Below are 22143 nucleotides of genomic sequence, written 5' to 3'. Positions count from 1 at the left end.
GCACCCGCATGCCCCAGTCAGCCCCCACCCGCGTCGAGGAGCTCCAGAGCACCGCGTCGCCGGGCTCTCCGCTTCCGCGCGAGGTCGGCGGCGGCTTCGTGGCCGTCCTCGCGTTCTGCGGTATCGCCGTCTCGGTGATGCAGACGCTGGTCGTCCCGCTGGTGACCGACCTGCCCCAGCTCCTGAACACCACCAGCTCGAACGCTTCCTGGGTGATCACCGCGACCCTGCTGGCGGGCGCGGTGTCCACCCCCGTCATGGGGCGGCTCGGCGATATGTTCGGCAAGCGCCGGATGCTGATGGTCGCCCTGTCGCTGCTGGTGATCGGCTCGCTGACCTGCGCGGTCACCTCCGACCTGGTGGTGATGGTGGTCGGCCGGGCCATCCAGGGCGGGGCAATGGGCGCCATTCCGCTCGGCATCAGCATCATGCGGGACGAGCTCCCGCCGCAGAAGCTGGGCTCCGCGATGGCCCTGATGAGTTCGTCACTGGGGATCGGCGGTGCGCTCGGCCTCCCGGCCGCCGCGTTCGTCGCCCAGCACACCAACTGGCACGTGCTGTTCTACGGGGCCGCCGGGATCGGTGTGGTCGCCATCGCGCTGGTGCTGATGGTCGTGCCCGAGTCCAGCGTCCGCACCCCCAGCCGCTTCGACTTCATCGGGGCGATCGGACTGTCCGCCGGGCTGCTCTGCCTGCTGCTGCCGATCACCAAGGGCGCCGACTGGGGCTGGGGCAGCGGCACCACCCTCGGGCTGTTCGGGGCCTCCGCGGTGATCCTGGTGGTGTGGGGTCTGATCGAGCTGCGGACCGAGCACCCGCTGGTCGACCTGCGGACCACCGCGCGTCGTCAGGTGCTGCTGACCAACCTCGCCTCGATCATGGTCGGCTTCTCGTTCTACGCGATGTCGCTGATCCTCCCCCAGCTGTTGCAGCTGCCGGAGGCCACCGGATACGGCCTCGGCCAGTCGATGGTCATGGCCGGGCTCTACGTCGCGCCGATGGGTGTCGCGATGATGGCCGTCTCCCCGCTGTCCGCGCGGATCAACGCCGCGAGCGGCCCCAAGGTGTCGCTGGTCCTGGGGCTCATCGTGATCGCCGCGACCTACGGCGCGGGCACCGTGATGATGGACCACGTCTGGCAGATCGTGGTGCTGTCGGTCGCGCTCGGCATCGGTGTCGGGATCGCGTACTCGGCCATGCCGACGCTGATCATCAGCTCCGTTCCGGCCAGTGAGACGGGTGCGGCCAATGGGCTCAACACCCTGATGCGGTCCATCGGGATGTCCACCTCCAGTGCGGTGGTGGGTGTGATCCTGGCGCACCAGACGACCAGTTTCGGCGGTGTTCCGCTGCCGAACACGGACGGGTTCAAGACGTCGTTCGCCGTGGCGTGCGCCGCCGCGGTCGGTGGTCTGCTGATCGCCCTCTTCCTGCCCGCCCGGCGCCGGACCGCCCTCGCCTCCGGGAACCCGGCGGCCACGTCCGAGGCACCGCGGGACGGCGCGGACGCGCCGCGCGCCGAAGCCGAAACCAAGGCCGACGCTGAGGCTGAGGCCGAGGTGGCGGCTGAGGCTGAGCCCGTCGCCGACGAGCCCGTCGCCGACGGCGCGACGGCCCCCGCCGGCCGGCTCGTCCACGGCCGTGTCCTCGGCCCCGGCGACGTTCCGCTCGCCGATGCCGCCGTCACCCTCATCGACACCGGCGGTCAGCAGCTCGGACGTACGGCCAGCGGCGACGACGGCCGCTACCGCGTCACCGTCCCCGATGCCGGGAACGACGCCGGGAACGTCGTCCTCATCGGCTCCGCCCCCGGCCACCGTCCGCAGGCCGCCACCCTGCTGGTCGCGGACCGGCCGGTCGTCTGCGATCTGCGGCTGACCGGTGGGGGCACCGGGATCGCCGGTTCGGTACGGACCACCGGCGGGGAACCGCTGGCCGGGGCGACCGTGACCGTGACCGGCCCCGACGGAGCGGTCGCGGGTGCGGCGACGACCGACGAGAAGGGCGAGTTCACGCTGCCCGAGCCGGCGTCCGGCGCGTACACCGTGACCGTGGCCGCCGACGGCCACCGTCCGCACGCCACCCAGGTGGAGCTGACCGGCGGTGAGCCGGTGCGCGTGGACGTGGAGCTGCGGCCCGCCGCCCGGGTCCGGGGCACGGTGCGCGGACGGAGCGGGCGGCCGCTCCAGGACGCGCGGGTGTCGCTGCTGGACTCCACGGGAGACGTCGTCGGGCAGTTCATCACCGGCGAGGACGGGACGTTCGGCTTCGAGGGGCTGACCGGTGAGCACTACACGGTGGTCGCGGGCGGTTACGCACCGGCGACCCGGCCGGTCACGGTCGGCGGCGCGGAGCCCGCGGAGGCCCGGGACGTGGACTTCCTGCTGACCCACGGCAGCTGAACCCCACCCCCACCGGCGGAACATCGATGAGTACACGGTGCGGCGGCCCCCGGGCCCCGCGCCGTGCTCATTCCGCTTCCTCCTCCTCGGGCAGGCTCTCCCACGCCTCGCCCTTGCGGAACAGTTCGAATCCCTCCTCGTCCGCGATGGACTCCGCCTGCGCGCGGCTACGGAGGGAGATCTCGTACGTGTGACTGTCGACCGTCGCGTGTACGCCCTCGCCGTCGGTGATCGTTTCGATCGAGTGCGTCTCATAGATGACGCGCCCCGGCTCGGTCTTGCTCCAGACCACGTGCATGCTCACTGCCATCGGACCCACTCCCGAAGACGAGTCCCCTGGTTTCAGGGTCTCACCTGCTCGCCCCGTCCACATGGCCTGAGCCTTTCGCCGCTCAAGCCGCACATAGGGGGTGCCTGGTACCAAGGCGGTGGTCGCAGCGGGAGTGCTGCCTCCCCGGCTCCCGCGTACCCCGGCGGAAGGAACCGTTCACCATGACGAGCATCGCCAGCGGTGCCGACACCTGGCTCAGGCGATACCAGGAGGCCCCGGACAGCGCGATCCGGCTGCTCTGCTTCCCCTACGCCGGAGGGTCGGCCAGCTACTACCTGCCGGTGGCGAAGGCCCTGGCGCCGTCGGTCGAGGTGCTGGCCGTGCAGTACCCGGGGCGGCAGGACCGCTACCGGGAACCATGTCTGGACGATCTCCACGAGCTCGCCGACGCCGTCGTCGCCGCCGTCCGGGAGCGGGCCGGGATCTTCGACCGGCCGCTGGCACTGTTCGGGCACAGCATGGGGGCGACCCTCGCCTACGAGGTGGCGCTGCGTCTGGAGGAGCGCGCCGGGGTGACGCCCGCCGCGCTGTTCGTCTCCGGACGGCGCGCGCCCTCCACCCGGCGCGATGAGACCGTGCACCAGCGCGACGACGAGGGTGTGCTGCGTGAGCTGCGGCGGTTGAACGGGACGGACGGGCAGGTGTTCCGGAACGAGGAGCTGCTGCGGCTGGCCATGCCCGCGATCCGGGGCGACTACCACGCCATCGAGACCTACCGCTGCGTTCCGGGGCAGCGGGTCGGCTGCCCGGTCACCGCGCTGACCGGGGACGCCGACCCGAGGACGACCATCGACGAGGTACGGGCCTGGCAGCGGCACACCAGCGGCGCCTTCGAGTACCAGGTCTTCCCGGGCGGGCACTTCTACCTCAACGACCAGGTGCCCTCCGTGGTGAGGACGGTCGCCGAGCGACTGCGGGCCCTGCCGGGGGCGTGACGGCCGGGGTCGTACGGGACGGGTGGCGGTCCGCCGGGGTCCGGGGCCGATGGCGCCGTGTCACGCGCGGGCGCCCGGTCGCCCGGGCGTGGCCACCCGGGCGATCAGGGGTGACCGGCGGGCCCGGGGTCCGGATACGGATACGCGCGGTCCGGGAGACCGCGGGCGCACCCGTGCCGCGGCCCTGGTCGCGTGCCATCCCTGCTCCGCAGCCGGTTCCGCCCACGGACGCCGGGGACTCGTCGCCGATCACCCGCGCCGCCCGGGGACCTACGACACGAGCGGGCCGGCTCCGGCCGCACGCGGCCGGGGAGACCGCGAACGTACCGGCGGGCCGGGCGCCGGTAGCGCACCCTTCCGGGCCCACCGCCGGTTCCGCCCGGAGCGGGGCCGTTCCCCGCTCCGGCTCAACACCCGCGCCCGCGCCCGCTTCCACTCCCGCGCCCGCCGAAGACCGCCGCGTTCAGCAGGGCCAGTACCGCCAGCGCGCCCCCGCACCACATCACGCCGGTCGGACCGGCGCCGTCCGCCACCCGGCCGCCGAGCAGCGCGCCCAGTGCGATCGCCACGTTGAAGACCCCGACGAACAGCGCCGAGGCCGCCTCCCGCGCATCCGGCGCCGCGTGCAGCACCCAGGTCTGCGAGGTCACCGACACCCCGCCGTACGCCAGCCCCCACAGCACCAGCAGCGCGGCGGCGCCCGCCGGGGAGCCGCCGGTGACCGGGACCAGCAGTTCGGCGGTGGCCAGCAGGATGAAGATCACCACGAGGGTGCGGCGCGGATCGCGGTGGGCGGTCGCGCCCGCGAGGAAGTTCCCGGCGATGCCCGCCACCCCGTACGCCAGCAGCAGCCCGCTGATGAGGCCCGTGCGCACACCCGCGACGTCCTCGAGCACCGGCCGGATATAGGTGTACGCGCAGAAGTGGCCGGTGACCAGCAGCAGGGTGGTCGTGAGTGCGACCCGCAGCCGGACCTCGCGGAACAGGCCCGGGACCTCGCGCAGCCGGATCGCCTCGGTCGCGGGCAGCCGCGGCAGGGTGATCGCCAGGGCGGCGGCCACCGCCAGCGACAGCGCGGCCATCACCGCGAACGCCGCCCGCCAGTCGATCAGGTCGCCGATCAGCGTTCCGGCGGGTACCCCCAGGACCGAGGCCACCGCGATCCCGCTGAAGACGATCGCGGTGGCGTGCCCCGCGGACTTCTCCGGCACCAGCCGTACGGCGAGTCCGGCGGCGATCGACCACACCCCGCCGATGCTCACCCCCACCAGGACCCGGGCGGTCAGCAGGACGGGGAAGCCCGGGGCGAGGGCGGCGAGCAGGTTGGCCGTGGCCAGCAAGCCCATCAGTGCGGTCAGCACCAGCCGCCGGTCGAGTCCGGCCACCCCGACGGTGATCAGCGGTGCCGCGACCGCCGCCACGATCCCGGGCACCGTCATCGCGAGCCCGGCGGTACCGTCCGAGACACCGAGCGTGGATCCGATGGAGGTGAGCAGGCCGACCGGCAGCATCTCGGTGGTGACGACGGAGAAGGTGCCGAACGCCACGGCGACGACGGCGAGCCAGGACCTGAGCGGTGAGGTGTGCGGAGTCGGGGTCGGGGTCGAGTGCGGAGTCGGGGTCGGGGTCGAGTGCGGAGTCGAAGGCGGCTGCGGACCGGGCCCGGAGACGCCTGTCGGAGTGGTGAATTCCGTGCGGTTGGACATGGTTCCAGCGAACTGCCGTTCCCGGCGGGGAACAACGGCGAACTCCTCACCCTTGCCATGAGCGAGGCTCATCGATCCCGGTGGGACCGTCCGGGAGGGGTGTCATGAGCGGGCTGGACCTCCGCGAACTGGAGTGTTTCCTCGTGCTCAGCGAGGAGTTGCACTTCGGACGGGCGGCCGAGCGGCTGTACGTCTCGCAGAGCAGGGTGAGCCAGCTGCTGCGTGCGCTGGAAGGGCGTATCGGCGCCCGGCTGCTGGACCGCACCAGCCGCCGGGTCCGGCTGACCCCGCTGGGCGAACGGTTCCTGGCCGAGCTGCGGCCCGCCCACGCCGCGCTGCATGGCGCGGTCGAGGGGGCGCGGGAGGCGGCCCACGGGGTCGGGGGCGTTCTGCGGGTGGGGTTCCAAGGGGCGGTCGGGGACGGGTTGATGGCGGCGATCGTGGCGTTCCGGGACCGGCATCCCGGGTGTGAGCTGGAGACGGTGGAGATTCCGCTCGCGGATCCCTTCGGCGCGCTGCGCCGGGGTGAGGTGGACGCGGCGGTGGTCTGTCTGCCGGTCGCCGAACCGGATCTCGTGCTGGGCCCGGTCTTCTCGCGGCAGCCGCAGCGCCTGGCGGTGGGCGGTGGCCACCCGCTCGCGGGCCGCGCCGTCGTACGGGCCGAGGAGCTGGCGGAGAGCCCGCTGGTCTCGCCGGCCGGTCCCGCACCGCGCTACTGGCGCGACGCCATGGCCCCTGCCGCGACCCCGGGTGGACGCCCGGTCCCGCCCGGCCCCCGGGTGCACACCCTCCAGGAGGGGCTGACGGCGGTCGCCGCGGGCCGGGGCGCGATGCTGCTCTGCGCGCCGACGGCCGAGTACCACGGCCGCAGCGCGGTGCGGTTCCTCCCGGTGGAGGGCATGCCGGAGTCGGCCCTTGGCCTGATCCGGCGCAGGGCCGACGCGACCGCGCGCGTACGGGAGTTCGGCCGGACCGTCGCCGCGACGTGCACGGCACGGACCTGACCGCGAGGTGCGGCGACGATCCCGGAACGGCCCTCACCAGCCGGAGCCGCCCCGGACCGGCCCCGGCGGAAAGCCGGGGCGGCCACGCCCGCACGCGGAATCGAGCCGGATCCCGTGATCCTGCACGGCACGGACCTGACCGCGGGACCGTGCGTACACCCCCCGTGCCCGTCCGGCCCGGGTCCGAGCCGACCCAGCCGGGGCCGGAGCGGCGGCCCGGCTGATGCCGTACACCCGTGTGTACGGCATCAGCCGGGCATGACCACAGCGCACGCGGCCCGGTCGGGTCAGCCGGAGGCCGCCGGCAGGTCCCTGCGCATGCAGACCCTCGGCCACCGGTCCAGGCCGTGCCTCGCCTCGCTCCGCCGGATCTCGCGCAGACCGGGGGTGAGTTCGCCCTCGGCCAGCGTCCGGAAGCCGCACCGGGCCGCGTAGTACGGCGCGTTCCAGGCCACGTCCACGAACGTGGTCAGGGTCAGCGCCGGTACGCCCATCGCGGCGGCGTGCGCCGCGATGTGGTCGATCAGGGCGCGGCCGACGCCGCGCCCGGCGGCGTCCGGGTGGACCGAGACCTGCTCGATATGCACATTGCCGTCGACGGGGTCGGTGATCAGGTAGCCCATCGCCCGGTCGGTGTCGTCCACCGCGACCCACGCCCGCCCGGCCCGCTGGTAGCACCCCAGCTCGGCCAGGCTCAGTGGCTCGTCGTCGGCGACCTCGTCCATGCCGACGTCCCGGAAGCACAGGCCCGCCGCGCGCTCGATCTCCTGGAGGACGGGGAGGTCTTCGATGGTGCTCGTTCGAATCCGCACACCACCATCATCCTCCGGCCGGACACACGAAGAGATGCCCCCCACCGCCGTGGAAGGCACCTCTTGGCCGTTCTGCTGCACTACAGATGCCACCGGACCGAGATCACCCCAATGACCTCGGTGTTCCCGGTGGCACTGATCACGAAGGTAACAAGCGCCGTGTCACAGAGTTGTGTTGACGGTGTCACGTCCCCGCCACGCGGCGTTTCGGCACCGACGCGGCGATGCGGCAGGTGCGGGTCGCTCCGCGCCGGGGTCGCGCGCCCCCTCAGTCCTCCGCACCCTGGGCGATGGCCTCGGCGACCTCACCGGTGCGGGCCGCCTCCTCCGTGGCGAAGCGTTCCGCGTCCAGCCGTTCGGCGAGCTCCTCGTCCTGGTTCATCAGCAGGTCCAGATTGCTGTCGCCCAGCTCCAGCACGCCCATGTCGACGTAGGCCCGCTGGAGCCGCTCGCCCCACAGCCCGATGTCCTTCACACAGGGCACGATCCGGCTGAACAGCAGCTTCCGGAAGATGTGGAGGTAGGGCGAGCGCTCGCTGAACTCCTCGGCCTCGGCCTTGGGGATGCCGAGGTTCTCCAGCACCTCGACACCGCGCAGCCGATCGCGCATCAGATAGCAGCCCTCGATGACGAACTCCTCGCGCTCGCGCAGCTCCGCGTCGGTGAGCTGGCGGTAGTAGTCGCGCAGCGCCATCCGGCCGAACGCGACGTGGCGGGCCTCGTCCTGCATCACATAGGCGAGGAGCTGCTGCGGCAGGGGTTTGTCGGTGGTGTCGCGGATGACGCCGAACGCGGCGAGCGCCAGGCCCTCGATGAGCACCTGCATACCGAGGTAGGCCATGTCCCAGCGGGAGTCGCGGAGGGTGTCGCCCAGCAGGGCCTGGAGGTTGTCGTTGATCGGGTAGAGCATCCCGATCTTCTCGTGGAGGAAGCGCCCGTAGAGCTCGGCGTGGCGCGCCTCGTCCATGGTCTGGGTGGCGGAGTAGAACTTGGCGTCGAGGTCGGGGGCCGATTCGACGATGCGGGCGGCGCAGACCATGGCGCCCTGTTCACCGTGGAGGAACTGGCTGAACTGCCAGGCGGCGGCGTGGCGCCGGAACTCCGCCCGCTCCTTTTCGGACATCCTTTCCCAGTAGCGGGTTCCGTACAGGGCCAGGGCCTCGTCGGGGGTGCCCAGCGGGTCGTACGGGTCCACCTCCAGGTCCCAGTCGATCCGTTTGGTGGCGTCCCACTGTTTGTCCTTGCCCTTCTGGTAGAGGGCGAGGAGCCGGGCACGGTGATCGTCGTACTCCCAGCTGAAGCGCGCAGCACCGGTGGCCGGCACCTTCCACATCGGGTCCCCGGAGTCCATCGCGTAGAGCTCATGCGTCGCCACCGACGCCCTCCTTCACCTCGCTCCCCCGTAACGGATGCGTTTTCGGCAGGCTCACACGCGCTCACCAAACGGTCAACAACACATCCGCGGGGGATTGACGCGCTTGCTGACAGGCAGTCTTATAAGAGGAGTTCGCCGGTCACCCGCCGACCTCGGCGTCGTGTCCGGGCCCTGTGTGTCCGTGCCATCCGAGTCCGAGCCATCAGCGAGGTGCCCCCAGCGATGACGACCATGACCGAACCGCCCGCGCTCCGGGACGCACTCGGGCTGATCAAGGACCGGGAGCGGGTGGCGCAGCGGCTGCTCGAATCCTCCGCCAAGCACTCCTTCGACCCCGACAAGGAGCTCGACTGGGACGCCCCGTTCGAGCCGGACAAGTGGTACTGGCCGCCGGAGCTGGTGTCCCTGTACGACACCCCCATGTGGCGGCGGATGTCGGAGGAGCAGCGCCATCTGCTGGCCAAGCACGAGGGCGCCGCCCTGCTGTCGCTGGGCATCTGGTTCGAGGTCATCCTGATGCAGCTGCTCGTCCGGCACATCTACGACAAGCCCGCCACCAGCGCCCATGTGCGCTACGCGCTCACCGAGATAGCGGATGAGTGCCGTCACTCGATGATGTTCGCGCGCCTGATCAACAAGGGCGGCATCGGCAACTACCCGGTCTCCCGGCTCCACCACAACATCGCCCGCTTCTTCAAGACGGTCTCCACCACGCCCGGTTCCTTCACCGCCACCCTGCTCGGCGAGGAGGTGCTGGACTGGATGCAGCGGCTGACCTTCCCGGATGACCGGGTGCAGACGCTGGTGCGCGGGGTGACCCGGATCCATGTGGTGGAGGAGGCCCGTCATGTGCGGTACGCGCGCGAGGAGCTGCGCCGCCAGATGGTGACCGCCCCGCGCTGGGAGCAGGAGCTGACCCGGGTCACCGCGGGCGAGTTCGCCCGTATCTTCTCCCGGGCGTTCGTCAACCCGCGGGTGTACACCGATGTGGGGCTGGACCGGCGGGAGGCGGTGGCCCAGGTACGGGCGAGCGGCCACCGGCGCGAGGTGATGCAGACCGGCGCCAAGCGGCTGACCGACTTCCTGGACGACATCGGGGTGCTGCGGGGTGTGGGCCGCCGGATGTGGCAGAGCTCGGGGCTGCTGCCGTAGGCGCCATGCGAGGACCCCGCACCCTGGCGCCCCCGACCGGGGCGGTTACGCTGCCAGACATGACGACAGGCAGCGGCACCGCCCCGGCCCGCCCGGAGGCAGCACCCCCGGCGGACCGCACCCGGGCCGCGCGCCGCGGAACCTATCGCCGGCTCAGCGTCGAGGCGCGGCGCGCCGAACTCATCGCGGCGGCCCTGGATCTCTTCGCCCACCGTCCGCCCGAGGACGTGTCGCTGGACGATGTCGCCTCGACCGCGGGTGCCTCCCGTCCCCTGGTCTACCGCTACTTCCCCGGCGGTAAGCAGCAGTTGTACGAGGCCGTGCTGCGCAGTGCCTCCGATGAGCTGGAGCGGTGCTTCGAGGAGCCGCAGCAGGGTCCGCTGAGCGCCCGGCTGGGCCATGTGCTGGACCGCTACCTCGCCTTCGTGGACGAGCACGACACGGGTTTCAGCGCGCTGCTCCAGAGCGGCAGCGTGGCCGAGACCTCGCAGACCAACGCGATCGTGGACGGCGTGCGGCGGGCCGGGGCGGAGCAGATCCTGCTGCACCTGGCGGTCCAGGCGCCCGGTCCGCGGCTGCGGATGATGGTGCGCACCTGGATCACTGCGGTCGAGGCGGCCTCCCTGGTCTGGCTGGACGAGCGCAAGGAGCTGCCGGTCGAGGAGTTGCGCGACTGGCTGGTCGACCACTTCGTCTCGCTGCTGTGCTCGACCGCGGCCTGTGATCCGCAGACCGCGGCGGTGGCCCGGGCCGCGCTCGCGATGGAGCCCGCGCAGGGGCCGGTGGGCTCGCTGCTGCGGAGGATGCTGCCGGTGGTGGGCGAGGCGGCGCATCTGCTGTGAGCGCCGTGGCGGGCGGGCTGTGAGACTGGTCCGGTGAGAAGCGAGGAGATGCCCTTCGTGGGCGGGCCGCTGGACGGCCGGGTGCTGAAGGTGCTGGTCGGCGCCACCGGACAGCCGCCGAAGCACTATGAGGTCCCGGTGGAGGACCAGGCGGGCGGACCTCCGACGGTCCATGTCTACCGCCGCGTCCCGGCGGGAATGTCGAAACGGCTGGGCGTGATCCGGGGCTGGCGGTACGAGTACGACCCGGAGGGCAGGGCGCACGGCGGGCTGAAGTGGCCGTGGTCCAAGCCGGGCTGATGCCGCGGGGGAATCGCCCCCTCGGGGTGTCCACCGGACCAGGGCCGATCGGCGGGACCGACCCACCGGACGGGTGACCGTGTTGACCCGACTCGCCCACAATTCTCCTGAAGATACGACCAACGTGCCACGATCCTGCTGATCTGGAGTGGAGAGACGCTTCAGCAGCCGGAGGTGAGCACGTGTCAGGACGATTCGTGGGCTCGGTCTGCGTGGCAGCGATCACCGCAGCCGCCGCACTCGTACCGCCCGTCGCGGGAGTCACGGCACAAGCCGCCCCGGCCCGCCCCGTCGACGCATCCGTCGCCGAGCTGCTGACCCAGCTCAAGACGATGTACCGGAAGGCCGAGGAGGCGACCGAGGCGTACAACGCGACCGAGGAGAAGCTGCGCACCCAGCGCGCGAAGACCAAGAAGCTGGCGGCCGACCTCGCCCGCACCCGCACCCGGCTGGCCGACAGCCAGGCCGACGCCGGACGGCTGGCCCGGCAGCAGTACCAGGGGCACAGCCGGCTCTCCTCCTACAGCTTCCTGCTCACCCTGCTCAGCACCCATCCGGACGCCGCCGCCGACCAGGCGCGCGAGCTCACCCGGGCCGCGGGCCGGGAAGCCGCCCTGGTCGAACGTCTGTCCAAGGGTGAGCGGCGCGCCGACACCCTCGCCACCCGGGCCCGTACCGCCCTGGACAAACAGCTGTCGCTGACCTCGAAGCGGAAGAAACAGCGCGACAAGGTGAAGAAGCGGCTCACCGGGATCGAGAAGAGGCTGGCGTCGCTGACCGCCCAGCAGATCGCCGAGGTGGCCGAACGCGAGCGCCAGGAGACCGAGGAGGCCCAGCAGAAGCTGGTCGCCTCCGGTGCTCTCGGCTCCGGGGCGGACGATCCGGCGGGCGCCGCGGGACCGCCCGCCGCCGACCCCACCGACCCCGGCCAGGAGACCGGCGGCCAGCAGGGCCAGACCGGCGGTGACGGCCAGGCGCCGCAGTCCACCGGCGGGTCCATGGCGTCCGCCACGGCCGGGCAGCGCGCCCTGGACTACGCCATGGACCAGATCGGCAAACCGTATGTGTGGGGCGCCGAGGGGCCCAACTCCTTCGACTGCTCGGGGCTGACGTCGCAGGCGTGGGCCCATGCGGGACGCACCATTCCGCGCACCAGCCAGGAGCAGTGGCGGCAGCTCCCCCGGATCTCCCTCCAGCGGCTGCGCCCCGGCGATCTGGTGATCTACAACAAGGGCGCCAGCCATGTGGCGATCTACGCGGGCAACGGCCAGGTGGTGCAGGCGCCGCGCCCCGGTCAGCAGGTGAAGCTCTCCCCGCTGGCCACCAATCCGGTGCAGGGCGCGGTGCGTCCGGGGCCGGTCACGACGCGGAAGCGCTGACCCGCTCCAGATAGGCCGCGGCCCGCTCCGGCTCGTAGAAGAAGTGCTCGAAGTCGGCGGGGTCGTCGAATCCGTTGGCGATCCGCCGGGCGACGTCGGGCAGCCCGGTCGCCGCGCCGAGGAGGCCCACGATGTGCTCCGGCGGCGGGGCCAGCATCGTGTTGGTCCACTTGGTGACGTGCCGTGCGGTGGCCCAGTAGCGGTCGAAGGTCCGGTGCATCCAGTCGGCGTCGAACGGGCGGTCACCGTGTTCGACGATGCTCTCCAGATAACCGGCGGCGCATTTGGCGGCCGAGTTGGCACCCTGGCCGGTGATGGGGTCGTTGGTGACCACCACATCCGCGACGCCGAGCACCCGTCCGCCGCCGGGCAGCTCCCCGACGGGGTGGCGCACGGTCGGGGCGTACCGCCCGACCAGGGTGGCGCCCGCGTCCGTCAGCTCGACCTTGGTGGCCCGCGCGTACTCCCACGGGGTGAACCGCTCCATCAGCTCCAGGATCAGGGCCAGCTGTTCGGAGGGGTCGGTGATGCCCTGGAAGACATCGGCGGGGCCGCCCGGGACGCCCTCCCAGAAGAGGATGTCGGCGCGGCCGGAGCGGGTGAGGGCCGGCATGACGAACAGTTCGCCGACACCGGGCACCAGATTGCAGCGCACCGCGTCCAGCTCCGGGTGTTCCGGACGCGGGCCGAGACCGTGCACATAGGCGAGGGCGAGCGCGCGCTGCGGGGCGGCGTACGGGGAGCGGGCGCCGTCCCGGCCGAAGAGCGAGACCAGTTCGCCCTTGCCGGCGGCCACCAGCACCAGGTCGTAGGCGGTGGCGAAGACATCGAGGTCGGAGACGGAGGCACCGTGCACGACCACCCGCCCGCCGCGCCGTGCGAACAGCTCCAGCCAGCCCGCCATCTTCAGCCGCTGGTCGACGGACTGGGCATACCCGTCCAGCGGTCCGAGCCAGTCGACGGCGCGGGGGTGGCCCGCGGGGGTCGGCGGTCCGGCGATGGACACGCCCAGCCCCTCGATCCGCGGCGCCTGCGCATCCCAGAAGTTCAGTTCCAGGTCACGCTCGTGCTGGAGCGCGGTGTGGAACATGACCTGGGTGGACATCACCCGCCCGGAGCGGATCTCATCGGCCGTCCGGTTGGACATCACGGTGACCTCGTACCCCCGGGCCTGGAGGCCGAGGGCGAGCTGGAGCCCGGACTGTCCGGCTCCGACGATGAGTATCTTCCGCATGACTGTCGACGCTCCCTCGAGCTCGGACCAAAAGAGGAATGGAGCATTCCATTCCGCGAGCGGTGCCGAGGTTACGTCACTCGGGTGAAACGTCAACGGCGTGCCGCACCAGGGCCAGCAGCGCGTCCACCACCGTGATCCGCCGACGGGCGTCCATGAGCACCACGGGGACCCCCTCGGTCACCGAGAGCGCGTCCCGCACGTCCTCCGGCAGATACCGGGGTGCCCCCTCGAAGTGATTGACCGCAACCACATAGGGCAGTCCGAGGCTCTCGAAGTAGTCCAGCGCCGGGAAGCTGTCCTCCAGTCGCCGGGTGTCGGCCATCACCACCGCGCCGATCGCCCCGCGCATCAGGTCGTCCCACATGAACCAGAAGCGGTGCTGGCCGGGGGTGCCGAAGAGATACAGCACCAGGTCGTTCTCGAGCGTGATCCGGCCGAAGTCCATCGCCACCGTGGTGGTCAGCTTGTCCGGGGTCGCGGTGATGTCGTCGATGTCCTCACCGGCCCGGGTCATCAGCGCCTCGGTCTGCAGCGGGGTGATCTCCGAGACCGCCCCCACGAAGGTGGTCTTCCCCACCCCGAAACCGCCCGCTATCACGATCTTGGTCGCGATCGGCGCCCGCGAACGGTCCGTCTGCCAGCTCTGTGGAGCCTCCTCGGCACCGGGTATCCCCGTGCCCGGAATCCCGGCACCGGGTATGCCGGACCCCCGCGACGGCGGCACCGCCGTCGCGGCCGGAATCGTGTCAGAGCCTGCGGAGTCCACTGAGCACCCTTTCGAGCAACGCGCGGTCCGGCTGTCCCGGGCCCCGCCCGGTGCCGTAGACGCGGATCTTTCCCTGGTCGGCTAAGTCGCTGAGCAGGACGCGCACCACCCCGAGCGGGATCTTGAGCATCGCGGAGACCTCCGCGACCGAGCGCATCCGGCGGCAGAGTTCGATGATCGCCCGGATCTCCGGCAGCATCCGGGCGCCCGGCCCGCCGGAAGGGGCCGGGTCCCACCGTCCGTCCGGTGGCTCCAGCGAGGCCACGAAAGTCTCCACCAGCAGCACATGGTCCGAGCGGGTCCGCCCGCCGGTGAGGGAGTACGGCCGGACGCGGCCGGGCTGGCGGGCGGGCCGACCGGACCCGGCCGTCACTGAGCCGACTCCAGGGACCTGCGTAGTTCACCGCGGAGTTCGGGGGTGAGCACATGTCCGGCCCGGCCCACGAACAGCGCCATGTGATAGGCGACGACGGTCATATCGCAGTCGGGGGTGGCATGCACGCCCAGCAGCGAACCGTCCCCGATCGTCATGACGAACAGACTGCCGCCGTCCATCGCCACCATCGTCTGCTTGACGCCCCCGCCGTCCATCAGCTTCGCCGCGCCGAGCGTGAGACTGCCCAGCCCCGAGACGATCGTGGCGAGGTCCGCGCTGGAACCCTTGGGCCCGTCCTGTGCCGTGGGGTCGAGGGCGCCCGCGGCGGTGAGGTGCCGCGCGTCGGAGGAGAGCAGCATCAGCCCGTCCGAGGAGACCACCGCGACCGATCGGACGCCCGGCACCTCCTCCACGAGATTCGCCAGCAACCAGTGCAGATTACGGGCCTCGGAACTCAACCCGTAGGTACTACTGGGCGCATTCACCTGCGTGCCTCCTCAACCGTGTCACCCTCGTCATGCGCCCCCGTACATTCTGGGCCGCCCTGGGGGCCGTGCTCCCGGCCCCGGCCGCGTGCGGCGATCTCGGCCTCGGCGTCCCGGCGGCCCTCCAGCGCACCGCGCTGGAAACCGCCGAGTCTGCGCCGCAGCTCCTCCGCGTCCACCGCCCCGGACCGCTCCCGCGCCCCGGGGGCGCGGCGCTCCACGCTCTTCGGGGTGCGCTTGGGAAGTCCCTTGTCGGTGCGGGGGTGTTCGGCGGCCCGGGTGTGCTCCTCGGAACCGATGGCGTACGGATCCGTACGATCCGCGTCCGCACCGGCCGGGCCCCAGGCGTCCGCGCCCACCGGGCGGGCCCCGTGGCCGCCCGCGGGCTCCTCGGCGCCGGGGTCACCGGCCGCGTCGCCGGACGCGGCCGGGGCGGTGCCGGACCGGGACGTGCGCCTGGGCAGCGCGGGCGGCGCCGCGGCACTCCCCGGGGCCGGGTGGCCGCGCGGCGGCGTCGGTTCCATCGGATACGGCGCGTCGTCCGGGGCCACGGCCGGGGCCGTGCTCCACCGCTCACCCGGAGCGGCCCAGGGGGCGGGGGTCTCCGCCCCGGGGTCCACGGCCGCGGACCCGGGCACCCCGTCCGGCTCCGGCTCGGCAGCCGGCATGGACGCCGAACGGGCCTGCGACGGAAGGAAGTTGGAGTTGGCCTCGGCCTCCGACCCGGGGAAGGCGGGCAACCCCACGTCACCGCGGTCGGCGCCGGCACCTGCCGAGGGCGCGGGCGGCAGCCCGGCACCCGGCGGACCCGCCGGGAGGATCTTCGTGGGCAGGACCACGACGGCCGCCACCCCGCCCGGCTGCTGCTCGCGCAGCTGCACCCGGACCCCGTGGCGCGCGGCGAGCCGGGTCACCACGTACAGGCCGAGCCCCAACGGGTCCTCGGGCTGCGGGCCCTGGCAGTAGTCGGGCACCGGATCGGCGAGCCGGTCGTTCAGCTCCACCATCCGCTCGGGGGTCATCCCGATGCCCTCGTCCTGGATGGAGAGCATGACCTCGCCGCTCTCCAGCAGCCAGCCGGAGAGCTGCACCGGGGCGTCGGGCGGGGAGAACGAGGTGGCGTTCTCCAGGAGTTCGGCGACCAGGTGGCTGATGCTGTCGGCGGCGTACCCGGCGACCTGGGCATGCGGCGGGAGTGACTGGATCCGCACCCGGTCGTACCGCTCGACCTCGCTGATCGAGGCGCGCAGCACATCCAGCAGCGGCACCGGGCCGGGATGGCCGGAGGTGTTCTCCGAGCCCGCGATGACCAGGAGGTTCTCGCCGTACCGGCGCATACCGGTGGCCAGGTGGTCCAGTTGGAAGAGGGTCTCCAGCCGGTCGGGGTCCTGTTCCTGCTCCTCCATGCCCTCGATGACGGCGAGCTGCCGCTCGATCAGACCGAGGGTGCGCAGGGCGAGGCTGACGAAGCTGCCGTGCACCCGGGACCGCAGCCCCTCCAGCCGGGCGGCGACCGCGTCCCGCTCGCGGCGCAGCGCGTCCCGTTCATCGGCCAGCCGCTGCCGCTCCCCGACCAGCCGGGTGCGCTCGGTGCCGAGTCCGGCGGCGCGCTCCTGGGCGCGCACGGCCTTGGCGTGGAGCTCGTTGACCGCGCGGACCGCGTCGGCGAACTCGTCGTCGCGGCCGGTGTAGCCGACCGGTTCCTCGGCCGCCGGATCGGCCGCGACCCGGCGGGCGCCACGCCGCAGGACGGCCAGCGGCCGGGTCATCGAGCGGGCGGTCTGCACACCGGTGCCGAGGGCCAGCAGCAGGGCGCCGCCGACGATCGCGATCCGCACCTCCAGGGTGGTGACCGCGTCGTGGCGCACCCCCGTGACCGCGGAGATCTCGGCCGAGGCCAGGGAGGACTCGACCCCGCGCATCCGGGTGAGGCGGGCGCTCAGGGCGGTCTCGACCCGGTCCTCGTCGACGAGGAGGTCGGCGCCGGACAGCCGGCCCCGGTCGGTGAGGCGGGTGGCGTACCGCTCGGCGGTGCCGACCTCGGTGCCGTTGACCGTGCGGTCGTAGCGCTCACCGGCCGGGGCCGGGGCGAGCTGGCGGAAGTCGGCGAGCGCGGACCCGTCGCGCAGGTGGGCCCGCTGGGCGGCGGAGGTCAGCGCGGGCTGGGCGCCGCCCCCGGCCAGCGCGGCCGTGAGCAGGCCGCGGGTGGCCGACGCCTGCTCGGTGGCCCGGCCCAGCGGGACGAGCGCGGCGGCGGAGCCGGAGCCCGCGTCGGGCAGTTCGCGGGCCAGGCGGACGGAGACCTCGTTCAGCGCCTGGACGGCGGTGGTGTACGAGGTGAAGACCTCCAGCGCCGGGCCATGGCCGGTCAGGGCCTGCTGGCGCAGCCGCGGGAGGCCGTCCAGCAGCCGCCGGACGGAGCCGGGGACCTCCTGGCGCACCTCCTGGACCTGGCGGTCCACCCGGGCGCGCTGGCTCTCGGAGACACCGCCGCCGGAAGCGGTGGTGCGCCCGCCCGCGACATAGGCGGTCATGGCGTCGCGCTCGTCGGCGAGGGAGTGGGCCAGGGTCACCGCGTCACGGTTGGTCCGGGCGAGGCCGACCAGCCGCTGGGCGTCGGTGCAGTCGTCGAGGGCCAGGAGGACGGCCGGGGCGCCCGCGCCGAGGACGGCGAGGGAGACGAGGACGACGGACGCGGCCAGGCGGTTGCGGACACGCGCGGTACGCCGCCGTGCCGTGCCGCCCTGGAGATCCTGAAGGCGTGGCCCGCCGTCCGGTTCGCGCTGGGTGCCCCGAAGCCGCTTCTTCCGCACCGGTGCTCACAATCTTTTCTCGCCCGACCGCTGTGATTCCAGAGGTGACGACGGATCAACAATTGTGTTTCCCCACCCCTGGTAGGGAATCCGACCCTTCCAGGACGGCTCGGGGGCGGGCGTGCATCACCCACCCGGCCACCTGAACGAGTGAACCGCATTGCGTAGTTGACCACCAACTTTGTGTATGGGCCATACCCTTCCGCCGCCTTTTGCGGGAGTGGAAAAGACGTGGCCGCCCTGGAAAGATGCCCGCCCACACCTTCCCAGACATCGCATTCCCGCCCCAATCCGACAAACATCTGCTTGGTACGAACCATTGTCTTTCTCTTCACCCCTGGAGGGGCGGTGTTCGAAGGGGGTCCGGCAGACTGACGGCATGCGCATCGAACTCGCGACGGCCCCGGGCGATCAGCGGCGCCCCAACGAGGACTGGGCCTCGGTGACCCTGCCCGCCTCGGGGCTCGGCGGCTCACTGGTGATCCTGGACGGGGTGACCCCGCCCGAGGGTGACGACGGATGCGTCCACGGAGTGCCGTGGTTCACCGCGCGACTGGGCGGCGCACTGCTCGAACTGTCCGGTTCGCGAAGGGATATGACCCTGGCCGCATGCCTCTCCGAGGCGATCGGGCGTACCGCGGAAGCGCATGGTTCAACCTGTGACCTTTATCACCCACTGACCCCGCAGGCCACCGTGGTGGCCGCCCGCTGGGACGCGGAGCGGGTCGAACATCTGGTGCTCTCCGACTCGGCGTTGCTCGTCGAGGAGGCGGGCGGCGAGGTGACCCCGGTGCTCGACGACCGCATCGACCGGCTGCGCGCGGCGGGCCACCGGCTTGCCGGACTGCGGAACGCCGAGGGCGGCTTCTTCACCGCCGCCGCCGATCCCGCCGTCTCGGCCAGGGCGGTCACCGGCACCCGGCCGCGCACCGGGGTCCGGGCGCTGGCGGCCCTCACCGACGGGGCGTCGCGCTGGGTGGAGGTGTTCGGCGAGGGCGACTGGACGGCCTGCTTCGCCCTGCTGCGCAAGGAGGGCCCACAGGCACTGATCGACCGGGTACGGGCGGCCGAGCACGCCGACCCGGACGGAACCGCTTTCCGGCGCGGCAAGGCGCACGACGACGCGGCCGTGATCTACGCCGAACTCTGAGCCCCCCGCACCCCGGCGGGGCGCCGCCCCTCCGATGGAGCACAGGGGGTACCGCCGTTGCCACATCCGCGTCGCCGTATCCCCACGGCTCGCGGATGCTGACGTATGTGAGTGCCCTACTCCTCGCCCCCGCGGGCCGAGTGCCCGGCGTCGTCGGCCTCCTGCTCACTGTTCAACCGGTGCAGCAGGCGGGCGAGTTCGGCGACCTCGCTGCGCTCCCACCCGGCGAGCCGGCGGGCGTAGCGGGCCCGGCGGGCGACCCGGACGGCGCGGAAGCGGCTCCGGCCCTCGTCGGTCAGCTGCACCAGGAAGGCCCGGCCGTCCGCCGGGTCCGGGGCGCGGGTGACCAGACCGAGCCCCTCCAGGGCGCGCAACTGACGGCTCATCGTGGCCTTGCCGACGCCGATGTACCCGGCGAGGTCGGTGGCGCGCTGGGGCCCCGCGTCCTCCAGTCGCATGAGCAGCCCGTACGCGGCGGATTCCAGATCGGGGTGGACCTCACGGGCCAATTCCCCGGACGCGGCACGGGCCCGGCGGAGGAAGACCGCCAATTCGCGCTCCAGAGCCAGGAATGCGTGGTCCACACCAATTCCACCCAGGGTGCCGCCCTCACCCCGCTCGGGGGGCAGTGGCCCGTTGTTGTGCACGTCAGAGCCCTCTCCGCATTTTCACATGGTGAAAGTTTCTGCCAGGCGCGGCTGTTGCCGCAGCTCCGTCAGTATTTCGCAGGATTAGACCAACGGCACCACCCCCTCCCCCTTCCCCGCTCTTATCTACGCCCGTAGCGTCATTTCTGACATGGCCATACCAAACATCTCCCGCTCCCCCCACCGAGGCTTCGGAGGCTCGCCATGCCCGTGCACAGACCCGGTCCGGCCCGACGCGCCCTCAGTGCGCTGACCGGCCTTCTCGCCGCCCTCGCGACCACGACCTTCGCGCTCTCCGCCCCGGCCGCCGCGGCCCAGGGCCCGGAGGACATCCCCCACCCCGAGGACGACTGGGCGGGCTCGCAGATACTCAAGCATGAGGGCGGGTCCACCACCGGCCAGGAGCCGCCGAGTGTGCTCGCCACCGTCGAGGGTGTCGACGTCAGCAGCCACCAGGGCAATGTCGCCTGGTCCACGCTCTGGAGCAGCGGCGTCCGGTTCGCCTACGTCAAGGCGACCGAGGGCACCAGCTACACCAATCCCTACTTCACCCAGCAGTACACCGGCTCGTACGACGTGGGCATGATCCGCGGGTCGTACCACTTCGCGCTGCCGAACAACTCCAGCGGCGCCGCCCAGGCCAACTACTTCGTCGACCACGGCGGCGGCTGGTCCAAGGACGGCAGGACCCTGCCCGGCGCGCTGGACATGGAGTACAACCCCTACGGCGCCACCTGCTACGGCAAGAGCGCCAGTGCGATGGTCAGCTGGATCAAGGACTTCTCCGCCACCTACCGTGCCCGCACCGGCCGTGACCCGGTGATCTACACCTCCACCAGCTGGTGGAAGACCTGCACCGGCAACTCCAGCGCCTTCGGTGGCGTCAACCCGCTGTGGATCCCGCGCTACGGCTCGTCCGTCGGTGAACTCCCGGCCGGCTGGGGCTTCCACACCATCTGGCAGTACACCTCCTCCGGCGCGACCGTCGGCGACCACAACAAGTTCAACGGCGCCCTGGACCGGCTCAAGGCCCTGGCGAACGGCTGACGCGGCGGTCCGCGGCAACTCCCCACGACCGGCGCACCCGCCCTCCGGCGTACGGACAGGTCTGTCTGTACGCTGGGGGGCACCGTCCGTCCTGGGCCCCGCCCCGAGGAGCATGACCATGAGCAGCACCCGCCCCTCCGCCCGTGAACGGATCCTGTCCACGGCCACCACCCTGTTCAACGCCCACGGGGTGCGCGGGGTCGGGGTGGACCGGATCATCGCCGAGTCGGGCGTGGCCAAGGCGACGCTGTACTCCCACTTCGGCTGCAAGGACGCCCTGGTCCTGGCGTACCTCCGGGAGTCGGACACCTACTGGCGCCGGGCGCTGGCCGAGGCGGCCGAGGCGGCCGGGCCGGATCCGCGCGACCAGCTGACCGGTCTCTTCGACGCGCTGTGCGCCGCCACCGTGCGGGACGGCTTCCGCGGCTGCGCCTTCGTCCGGACCGCCGGGGAGACGGAGCCGGGCAGCGCCACCCACGAGGCGACGGCCGAGCACAAGCGCACGGTGCGGGCCTGGCTGACCGGACTGGCCACCGCGGCGGGGGCCGCCGACCCCGCGGTGCTGGCACTCCAGATCTCCGTGCTCGTCGACGGCGCGATGTCCGCGGCCGCGGTGGAGCCCGGACCCGAGATCGCGATGGCGGCGAAGGCGGCGACCCGGGTACTGGTGGCGGGCGCCTGCCCGGCTCCGGTCTGACCGCCCCGCGGGACGACCCGCAGGACGAAGGGCCCGACCGCGGTCGGGTCCTTCACCGTCTGCCCGGGGCGCGGGACGGTCAGACGGCGGTGAGCTCCGGCTCCCGCACCGCGCCGGAGGCCAGCAGCGTCCGATAGCGCTCCTGGTGGGCGGCCAGCCCCGCCTCGTCGAGCGTCGGCGTCGCGTACAGCGCGAACGGCTCCTCGTAGCGGAGGCCGGTCATCCGGGCGGTGGCCTCCAGCGGCCTGAGCAGCTCGGCGACCGTGTAGCGGTTGGCCCCCTCGGGGCGGTAGTGGTCCTCCCCACCGCCCAGCGAGGTGGTGACCAGCAGCGACTTGCCGTGCAGGGAGGTGCCGCCGGTGCCGTACGCCCAGCCGTGCAGGAAGACCTCGTCGAGCCACTTCTTGAGCAGCGGGGGCACCGAGTACCAGTAGAAGGGGAACTGGAGCACGATCCGGTCGTGCTCCAGCAGCAGCCGCTGCTCCCGCTCCACATCGAGCACCAGACCGGGACAGGCGGCGTACAGGTCGTGGACCGTGACGCCCTCCACCGGCCGGGCCGCCTCGGCGAGCGCGGCGTTGACCCGGGAGGCGGCGAGATCGGGGTGGGCGAGGACGACAAGAGTGCGCACGGGTTCCTCCGTGGGGTTCCGTGATGCCGTGGACGGCGGGGAGGGCGGGCACGTCG

21 protein-coding genes are annotated in these 22143 nt (G+C 72.4%); 10 read left to right on the top strand and 11 right to left on the bottom strand.

Translation table 11 applies throughout. The features are described 5' to 3' along the window. The first annotated feature begins 8 nt into the window (after window positions 1-8). Window positions 9-2402 (top strand): MFS transporter, encoded by a 2394-nt coding sequence (locus AC07FT_RS12870; RefSeq protein ID WP_479176295.1) that lies wholly within the window; start codon window positions 9-11, stop codon window positions 2400-2402. Between the two features lie 67 nt (window positions 2403-2469). Here AC07FT_RS12870 and AC07FT_RS12865 read toward each other — a convergent pair whose 3' ends face one another. Next, window positions 2470-2712, bottom strand: a complete 243-nt coding sequence (locus AC07FT_RS12865) for a hypothetical protein (RefSeq protein ID WP_479176294.1) — start codon at window positions 2710-2712, stop codon at window positions 2470-2472. 182 nt (window positions 2713-2894) lie between these two features. Between AC07FT_RS12865 and AC07FT_RS12860 the strand changes: the two genes are divergently transcribed. Beyond that, the gene (locus AC07FT_RS12860) at window positions 2895-3668 is read left to right on the top strand and encodes a thioesterase II family protein (RefSeq protein WP_479176293.1); all 774 of its coding nucleotides are present in this window, start codon (window positions 2895-2897) and stop codon (window positions 3666-3668) included. Between the two features lie 407 nt (window positions 3669-4075). Here the strand turns inward: AC07FT_RS12860 and AC07FT_RS12855 are convergent, their stop codons facing one another. Beyond that, window positions 4076-5374, bottom strand: a complete 1299-nt coding sequence (locus AC07FT_RS12855) for an MFS transporter (protein WP_479176292.1) — start codon at window positions 5372-5374, stop codon at window positions 4076-4078. A gap of 104 nt (window positions 5375-5478) precedes the next feature. On the opposite strand from AC07FT_RS12855, the gene AC07FT_RS12850 reads away from it, so the two are divergent. Continuing rightward, window positions 5479-6378, top strand: a complete 900-nt coding sequence (locus AC07FT_RS12850; RefSeq protein WP_479176291.1) for a LysR family transcriptional regulator — start codon at window positions 5479-5481, stop codon at window positions 6376-6378. 287 nt (window positions 6379-6665) lie between these two features. On the opposite strand, the gene AC07FT_RS12845 is transcribed toward AC07FT_RS12850, so the two are convergent. Both AC07FT_RS12845 and AC07FT_RS12840 read right to left on the bottom strand, forming a co-directional pair. Then, window positions 6666-7190, bottom strand: a complete 525-nt coding sequence (locus AC07FT_RS12845) for a GNAT family N-acetyltransferase (protein ID WP_479176290.1) — start codon at window positions 7188-7190, stop codon at window positions 6666-6668. Between the two features lie 268 nt (window positions 7191-7458). Then, window positions 7459-8541 carry a ferritin-like domain-containing protein gene (locus tag AC07FT_RS12840; RefSeq protein WP_302887807.1) on the bottom strand — a complete coding sequence of 361 codons (1083 nt, stop codon included), beginning with the start codon at window positions 8539-8541 and terminating at the stop codon, window positions 7459-7461. A 246-nt stretch (window positions 8542-8787) separates the two neighbouring features. Here AC07FT_RS12840 and AC07FT_RS12835 point away from each other — a divergent pair, with 246 nt between their 5' ends. The 4 genes from AC07FT_RS12835 to AC07FT_RS12820 all read left to right on the top strand — a co-directional run bounded on the left by AC07FT_RS12835 (window position 8788) and on the right by AC07FT_RS12820 (window position 12238). Further along, window positions 8788-9717, top strand: coding sequence for an AurF N-oxygenase family protein (locus tag AC07FT_RS12835; protein ID WP_471193749.1), 930 nt, complete (start codon window positions 8788-8790; stop codon window positions 9715-9717). A 59-nt stretch (window positions 9718-9776) separates the two neighbouring features. Continuing rightward, window positions 9777-10559: a TetR/AcrR family transcriptional regulator gene (locus AC07FT_RS12830; protein WP_479176289.1), complete on the top strand. Its 783-nt coding sequence runs from the start codon at window positions 9777-9779 to the stop codon at window positions 10557-10559. 33 nt (window positions 10560-10592) lie between these two features. After that, on the top strand, window positions 10593-10859 hold the full coding sequence (locus AC07FT_RS12825) for a hypothetical protein (RefSeq protein WP_479176288.1): 267 nt from the start codon (window positions 10593-10595) through the stop codon (window positions 10857-10859). Window positions 10860-11041: 182 nt separating this feature from the next. After that, window positions 11042-12238: a C40 family peptidase gene (locus tag AC07FT_RS12820; RefSeq protein ID WP_479176287.1), complete on the top strand. Its 1197-nt coding sequence runs from the start codon at window positions 11042-11044 to the stop codon at window positions 12236-12238. On the opposite strand, the gene AC07FT_RS12815 is transcribed toward AC07FT_RS12820, so the two are convergent. The 5 genes from AC07FT_RS12815 to AC07FT_RS12795 form a co-directional block, all read right to left on the bottom strand. Continuing rightward, complete coding sequence (locus AC07FT_RS12815; RefSeq protein WP_479176286.1) at window positions 12219-13472, bottom strand: styrene monooxygenase/indole monooxygenase family protein; 1254 nt, start codon at window positions 13470-13472, stop codon at window positions 12219-12221. The two genes, AC07FT_RS12820 and AC07FT_RS12815, sit on opposite strands and share 20 nt — an antisense overlap. A gap of 76 nt (window positions 13473-13548) precedes the next feature. Beyond that, on the bottom strand, window positions 13549-14241 hold the full coding sequence (locus tag AC07FT_RS12810; RefSeq protein ID WP_471193759.1) for a GTP-binding protein: 693 nt from the start codon (window positions 14239-14241) through the stop codon (window positions 13549-13551). Then, a complete protein-coding gene (locus AC07FT_RS12805) occupies window positions 14222-14614 on the bottom strand; it encodes a DUF742 domain-containing protein (RefSeq protein ID WP_254738445.1) in 393 nt (130 codons plus the stop codon). Before AC07FT_RS12805 ends, AC07FT_RS12810 begins: the two co-directional genes overlap by 20 nt. After that, entirely contained in the window at window positions 14611-15102 is a 492-nt protein-coding gene (locus AC07FT_RS12800) for a roadblock/LC7 domain-containing protein (RefSeq protein WP_471193762.1), read from the bottom strand. The genes AC07FT_RS12805 and AC07FT_RS12800 overlap by 4 nt, the downstream gene beginning before the upstream one ends. Continuing rightward, window positions 15099-17915 (bottom strand): sensor histidine kinase, encoded by a 2817-nt coding sequence (locus AC07FT_RS12795; protein ID WP_479176285.1) that lies wholly within the window; start codon window positions 17913-17915, stop codon window positions 15099-15101. The genes AC07FT_RS12800 and AC07FT_RS12795 overlap by 4 nt, the downstream gene beginning before the upstream one ends. Window positions 17916-18294: 379 nt before the next feature. Between AC07FT_RS12795 and AC07FT_RS12790 the strand changes: the two genes are divergently transcribed. Then, window positions 18295-19065, top strand: a complete 771-nt coding sequence (locus AC07FT_RS12790; protein WP_479176284.1) for a hypothetical protein — start codon at window positions 18295-18297, stop codon at window positions 19063-19065. A 116-nt stretch (window positions 19066-19181) separates the two neighbouring features. Here AC07FT_RS12790 and AC07FT_RS12785 read toward each other — a convergent pair whose 3' ends face one another. Continuing rightward, complete coding sequence (locus tag AC07FT_RS12785; protein ID WP_479176283.1) at window positions 19182-19712, bottom strand: MarR family winged helix-turn-helix transcriptional regulator; 531 nt, start codon at window positions 19710-19712, stop codon at window positions 19182-19184. Between the two features lie 204 nt (window positions 19713-19916). Between AC07FT_RS12785 and AC07FT_RS12780 the strand changes: the two genes are divergently transcribed. Both AC07FT_RS12780 and AC07FT_RS12775 read left to right on the top strand, forming a co-directional pair. Further along, the gene (locus AC07FT_RS12780; protein ID WP_479176282.1) at window positions 19917-20759 is read left to right on the top strand and encodes a lysozyme; all 843 of its coding nucleotides are present in this window, start codon (window positions 19917-19919) and stop codon (window positions 20757-20759) included. Window positions 20760-20877: 118 nt separating this feature from the next. Continuing rightward, the gene (locus AC07FT_RS12775) at window positions 20878-21456 is read left to right on the top strand and encodes a TetR/AcrR family transcriptional regulator (RefSeq protein WP_479176281.1); all 579 of its coding nucleotides are present in this window, start codon (window positions 20878-20880) and stop codon (window positions 21454-21456) included. 79 nt (window positions 21457-21535) lie between these two features. Here AC07FT_RS12775 and AC07FT_RS12770 read toward each other — a convergent pair whose 3' ends face one another. Beyond that, window positions 21536-22087: an NAD(P)H-dependent oxidoreductase gene (locus tag AC07FT_RS12770; protein ID WP_479176280.1), complete on the bottom strand. Its 552-nt coding sequence runs from the start codon at window positions 22085-22087 to the stop codon at window positions 21536-21538. Window positions 22088-22143 lie beyond the last annotated feature (56 nt).

This window comes from Streptomyces sp. NPDC045899 (assembly GCF_056431485.1).
Note: the sequence above shows the minus strand (reverse complement) of the source record. Positions and strands in the feature narration are given on the sequence as shown.

What these genes read in the sequence shown, in the direction of transcription:
- AC07FT_RS12870 (WP_479176295.1), top strand. Translation starts at nt 9, where the DNA reads ATGCCCCAGTCAGCCCCCACCCGCGTCGAGGAGCTCCAGAGCACCGCG.
- AC07FT_RS12865 (WP_479176294.1), bottom strand. Translation starts at nt 2,712, where the DNA reads ATGGCAGTGAGCATGCACGTGGTCTGGAGCAAGACCGAGCCGGGGCGC.
- AC07FT_RS12860 (WP_479176293.1), top strand. Translation starts at nt 2,895, where the DNA reads ATGACGAGCATCGCCAGCGGTGCCGACACCTGGCTCAGGCGATACCAG.
- AC07FT_RS12855 (WP_479176292.1), bottom strand. Translation starts at nt 5,374, where the DNA reads ATGTCCAACCGCACGGAATTCACCACTCCGACAGGCGTCTCCGGGCCC.
- AC07FT_RS12850 (WP_479176291.1), top strand. Translation starts at nt 5,479, where the DNA reads ATGAGCGGGCTGGACCTCCGCGAACTGGAGTGTTTCCTCGTGCTCAGC.
- AC07FT_RS12840 (WP_302887807.1), bottom strand. Translation starts at nt 8,541, where the DNA reads ATGGACTCCGGGGACCCGATGTGGAAGGTGCCGGCCACCGGTGCTGCG.
- AC07FT_RS12835 (WP_471193749.1), top strand. Translation starts at nt 8,788, where the DNA reads ATGACGACCATGACCGAACCGCCCGCGCTCCGGGACGCACTCGGGCTG.
- AC07FT_RS12830 (WP_479176289.1), top strand. Translation starts at nt 9,777, where the DNA reads ATGACGACAGGCAGCGGCACCGCCCCGGCCCGCCCGGAGGCAGCACCC.
- AC07FT_RS12815 (WP_479176286.1), bottom strand. Translation starts at nt 13,472, where the DNA reads ATGCGGAAGATACTCATCGTCGGAGCCGGACAGTCCGGGCTCCAGCTC.
- AC07FT_RS12790 (WP_479176284.1), top strand. Translation starts at nt 18,295, where the DNA reads ATGCGCATCGAACTCGCGACGGCCCCGGGCGATCAGCGGCGCCCCAAC.
- AC07FT_RS12780 (WP_479176282.1), top strand. Translation starts at nt 19,917, where the DNA reads ATGCCCGTGCACAGACCCGGTCCGGCCCGACGCGCCCTCAGTGCGCTG.
- AC07FT_RS12775 (WP_479176281.1), top strand. Translation starts at nt 20,878, where the DNA reads ATGAGCAGCACCCGCCCCTCCGCCCGTGAACGGATCCTGTCCACGGCC.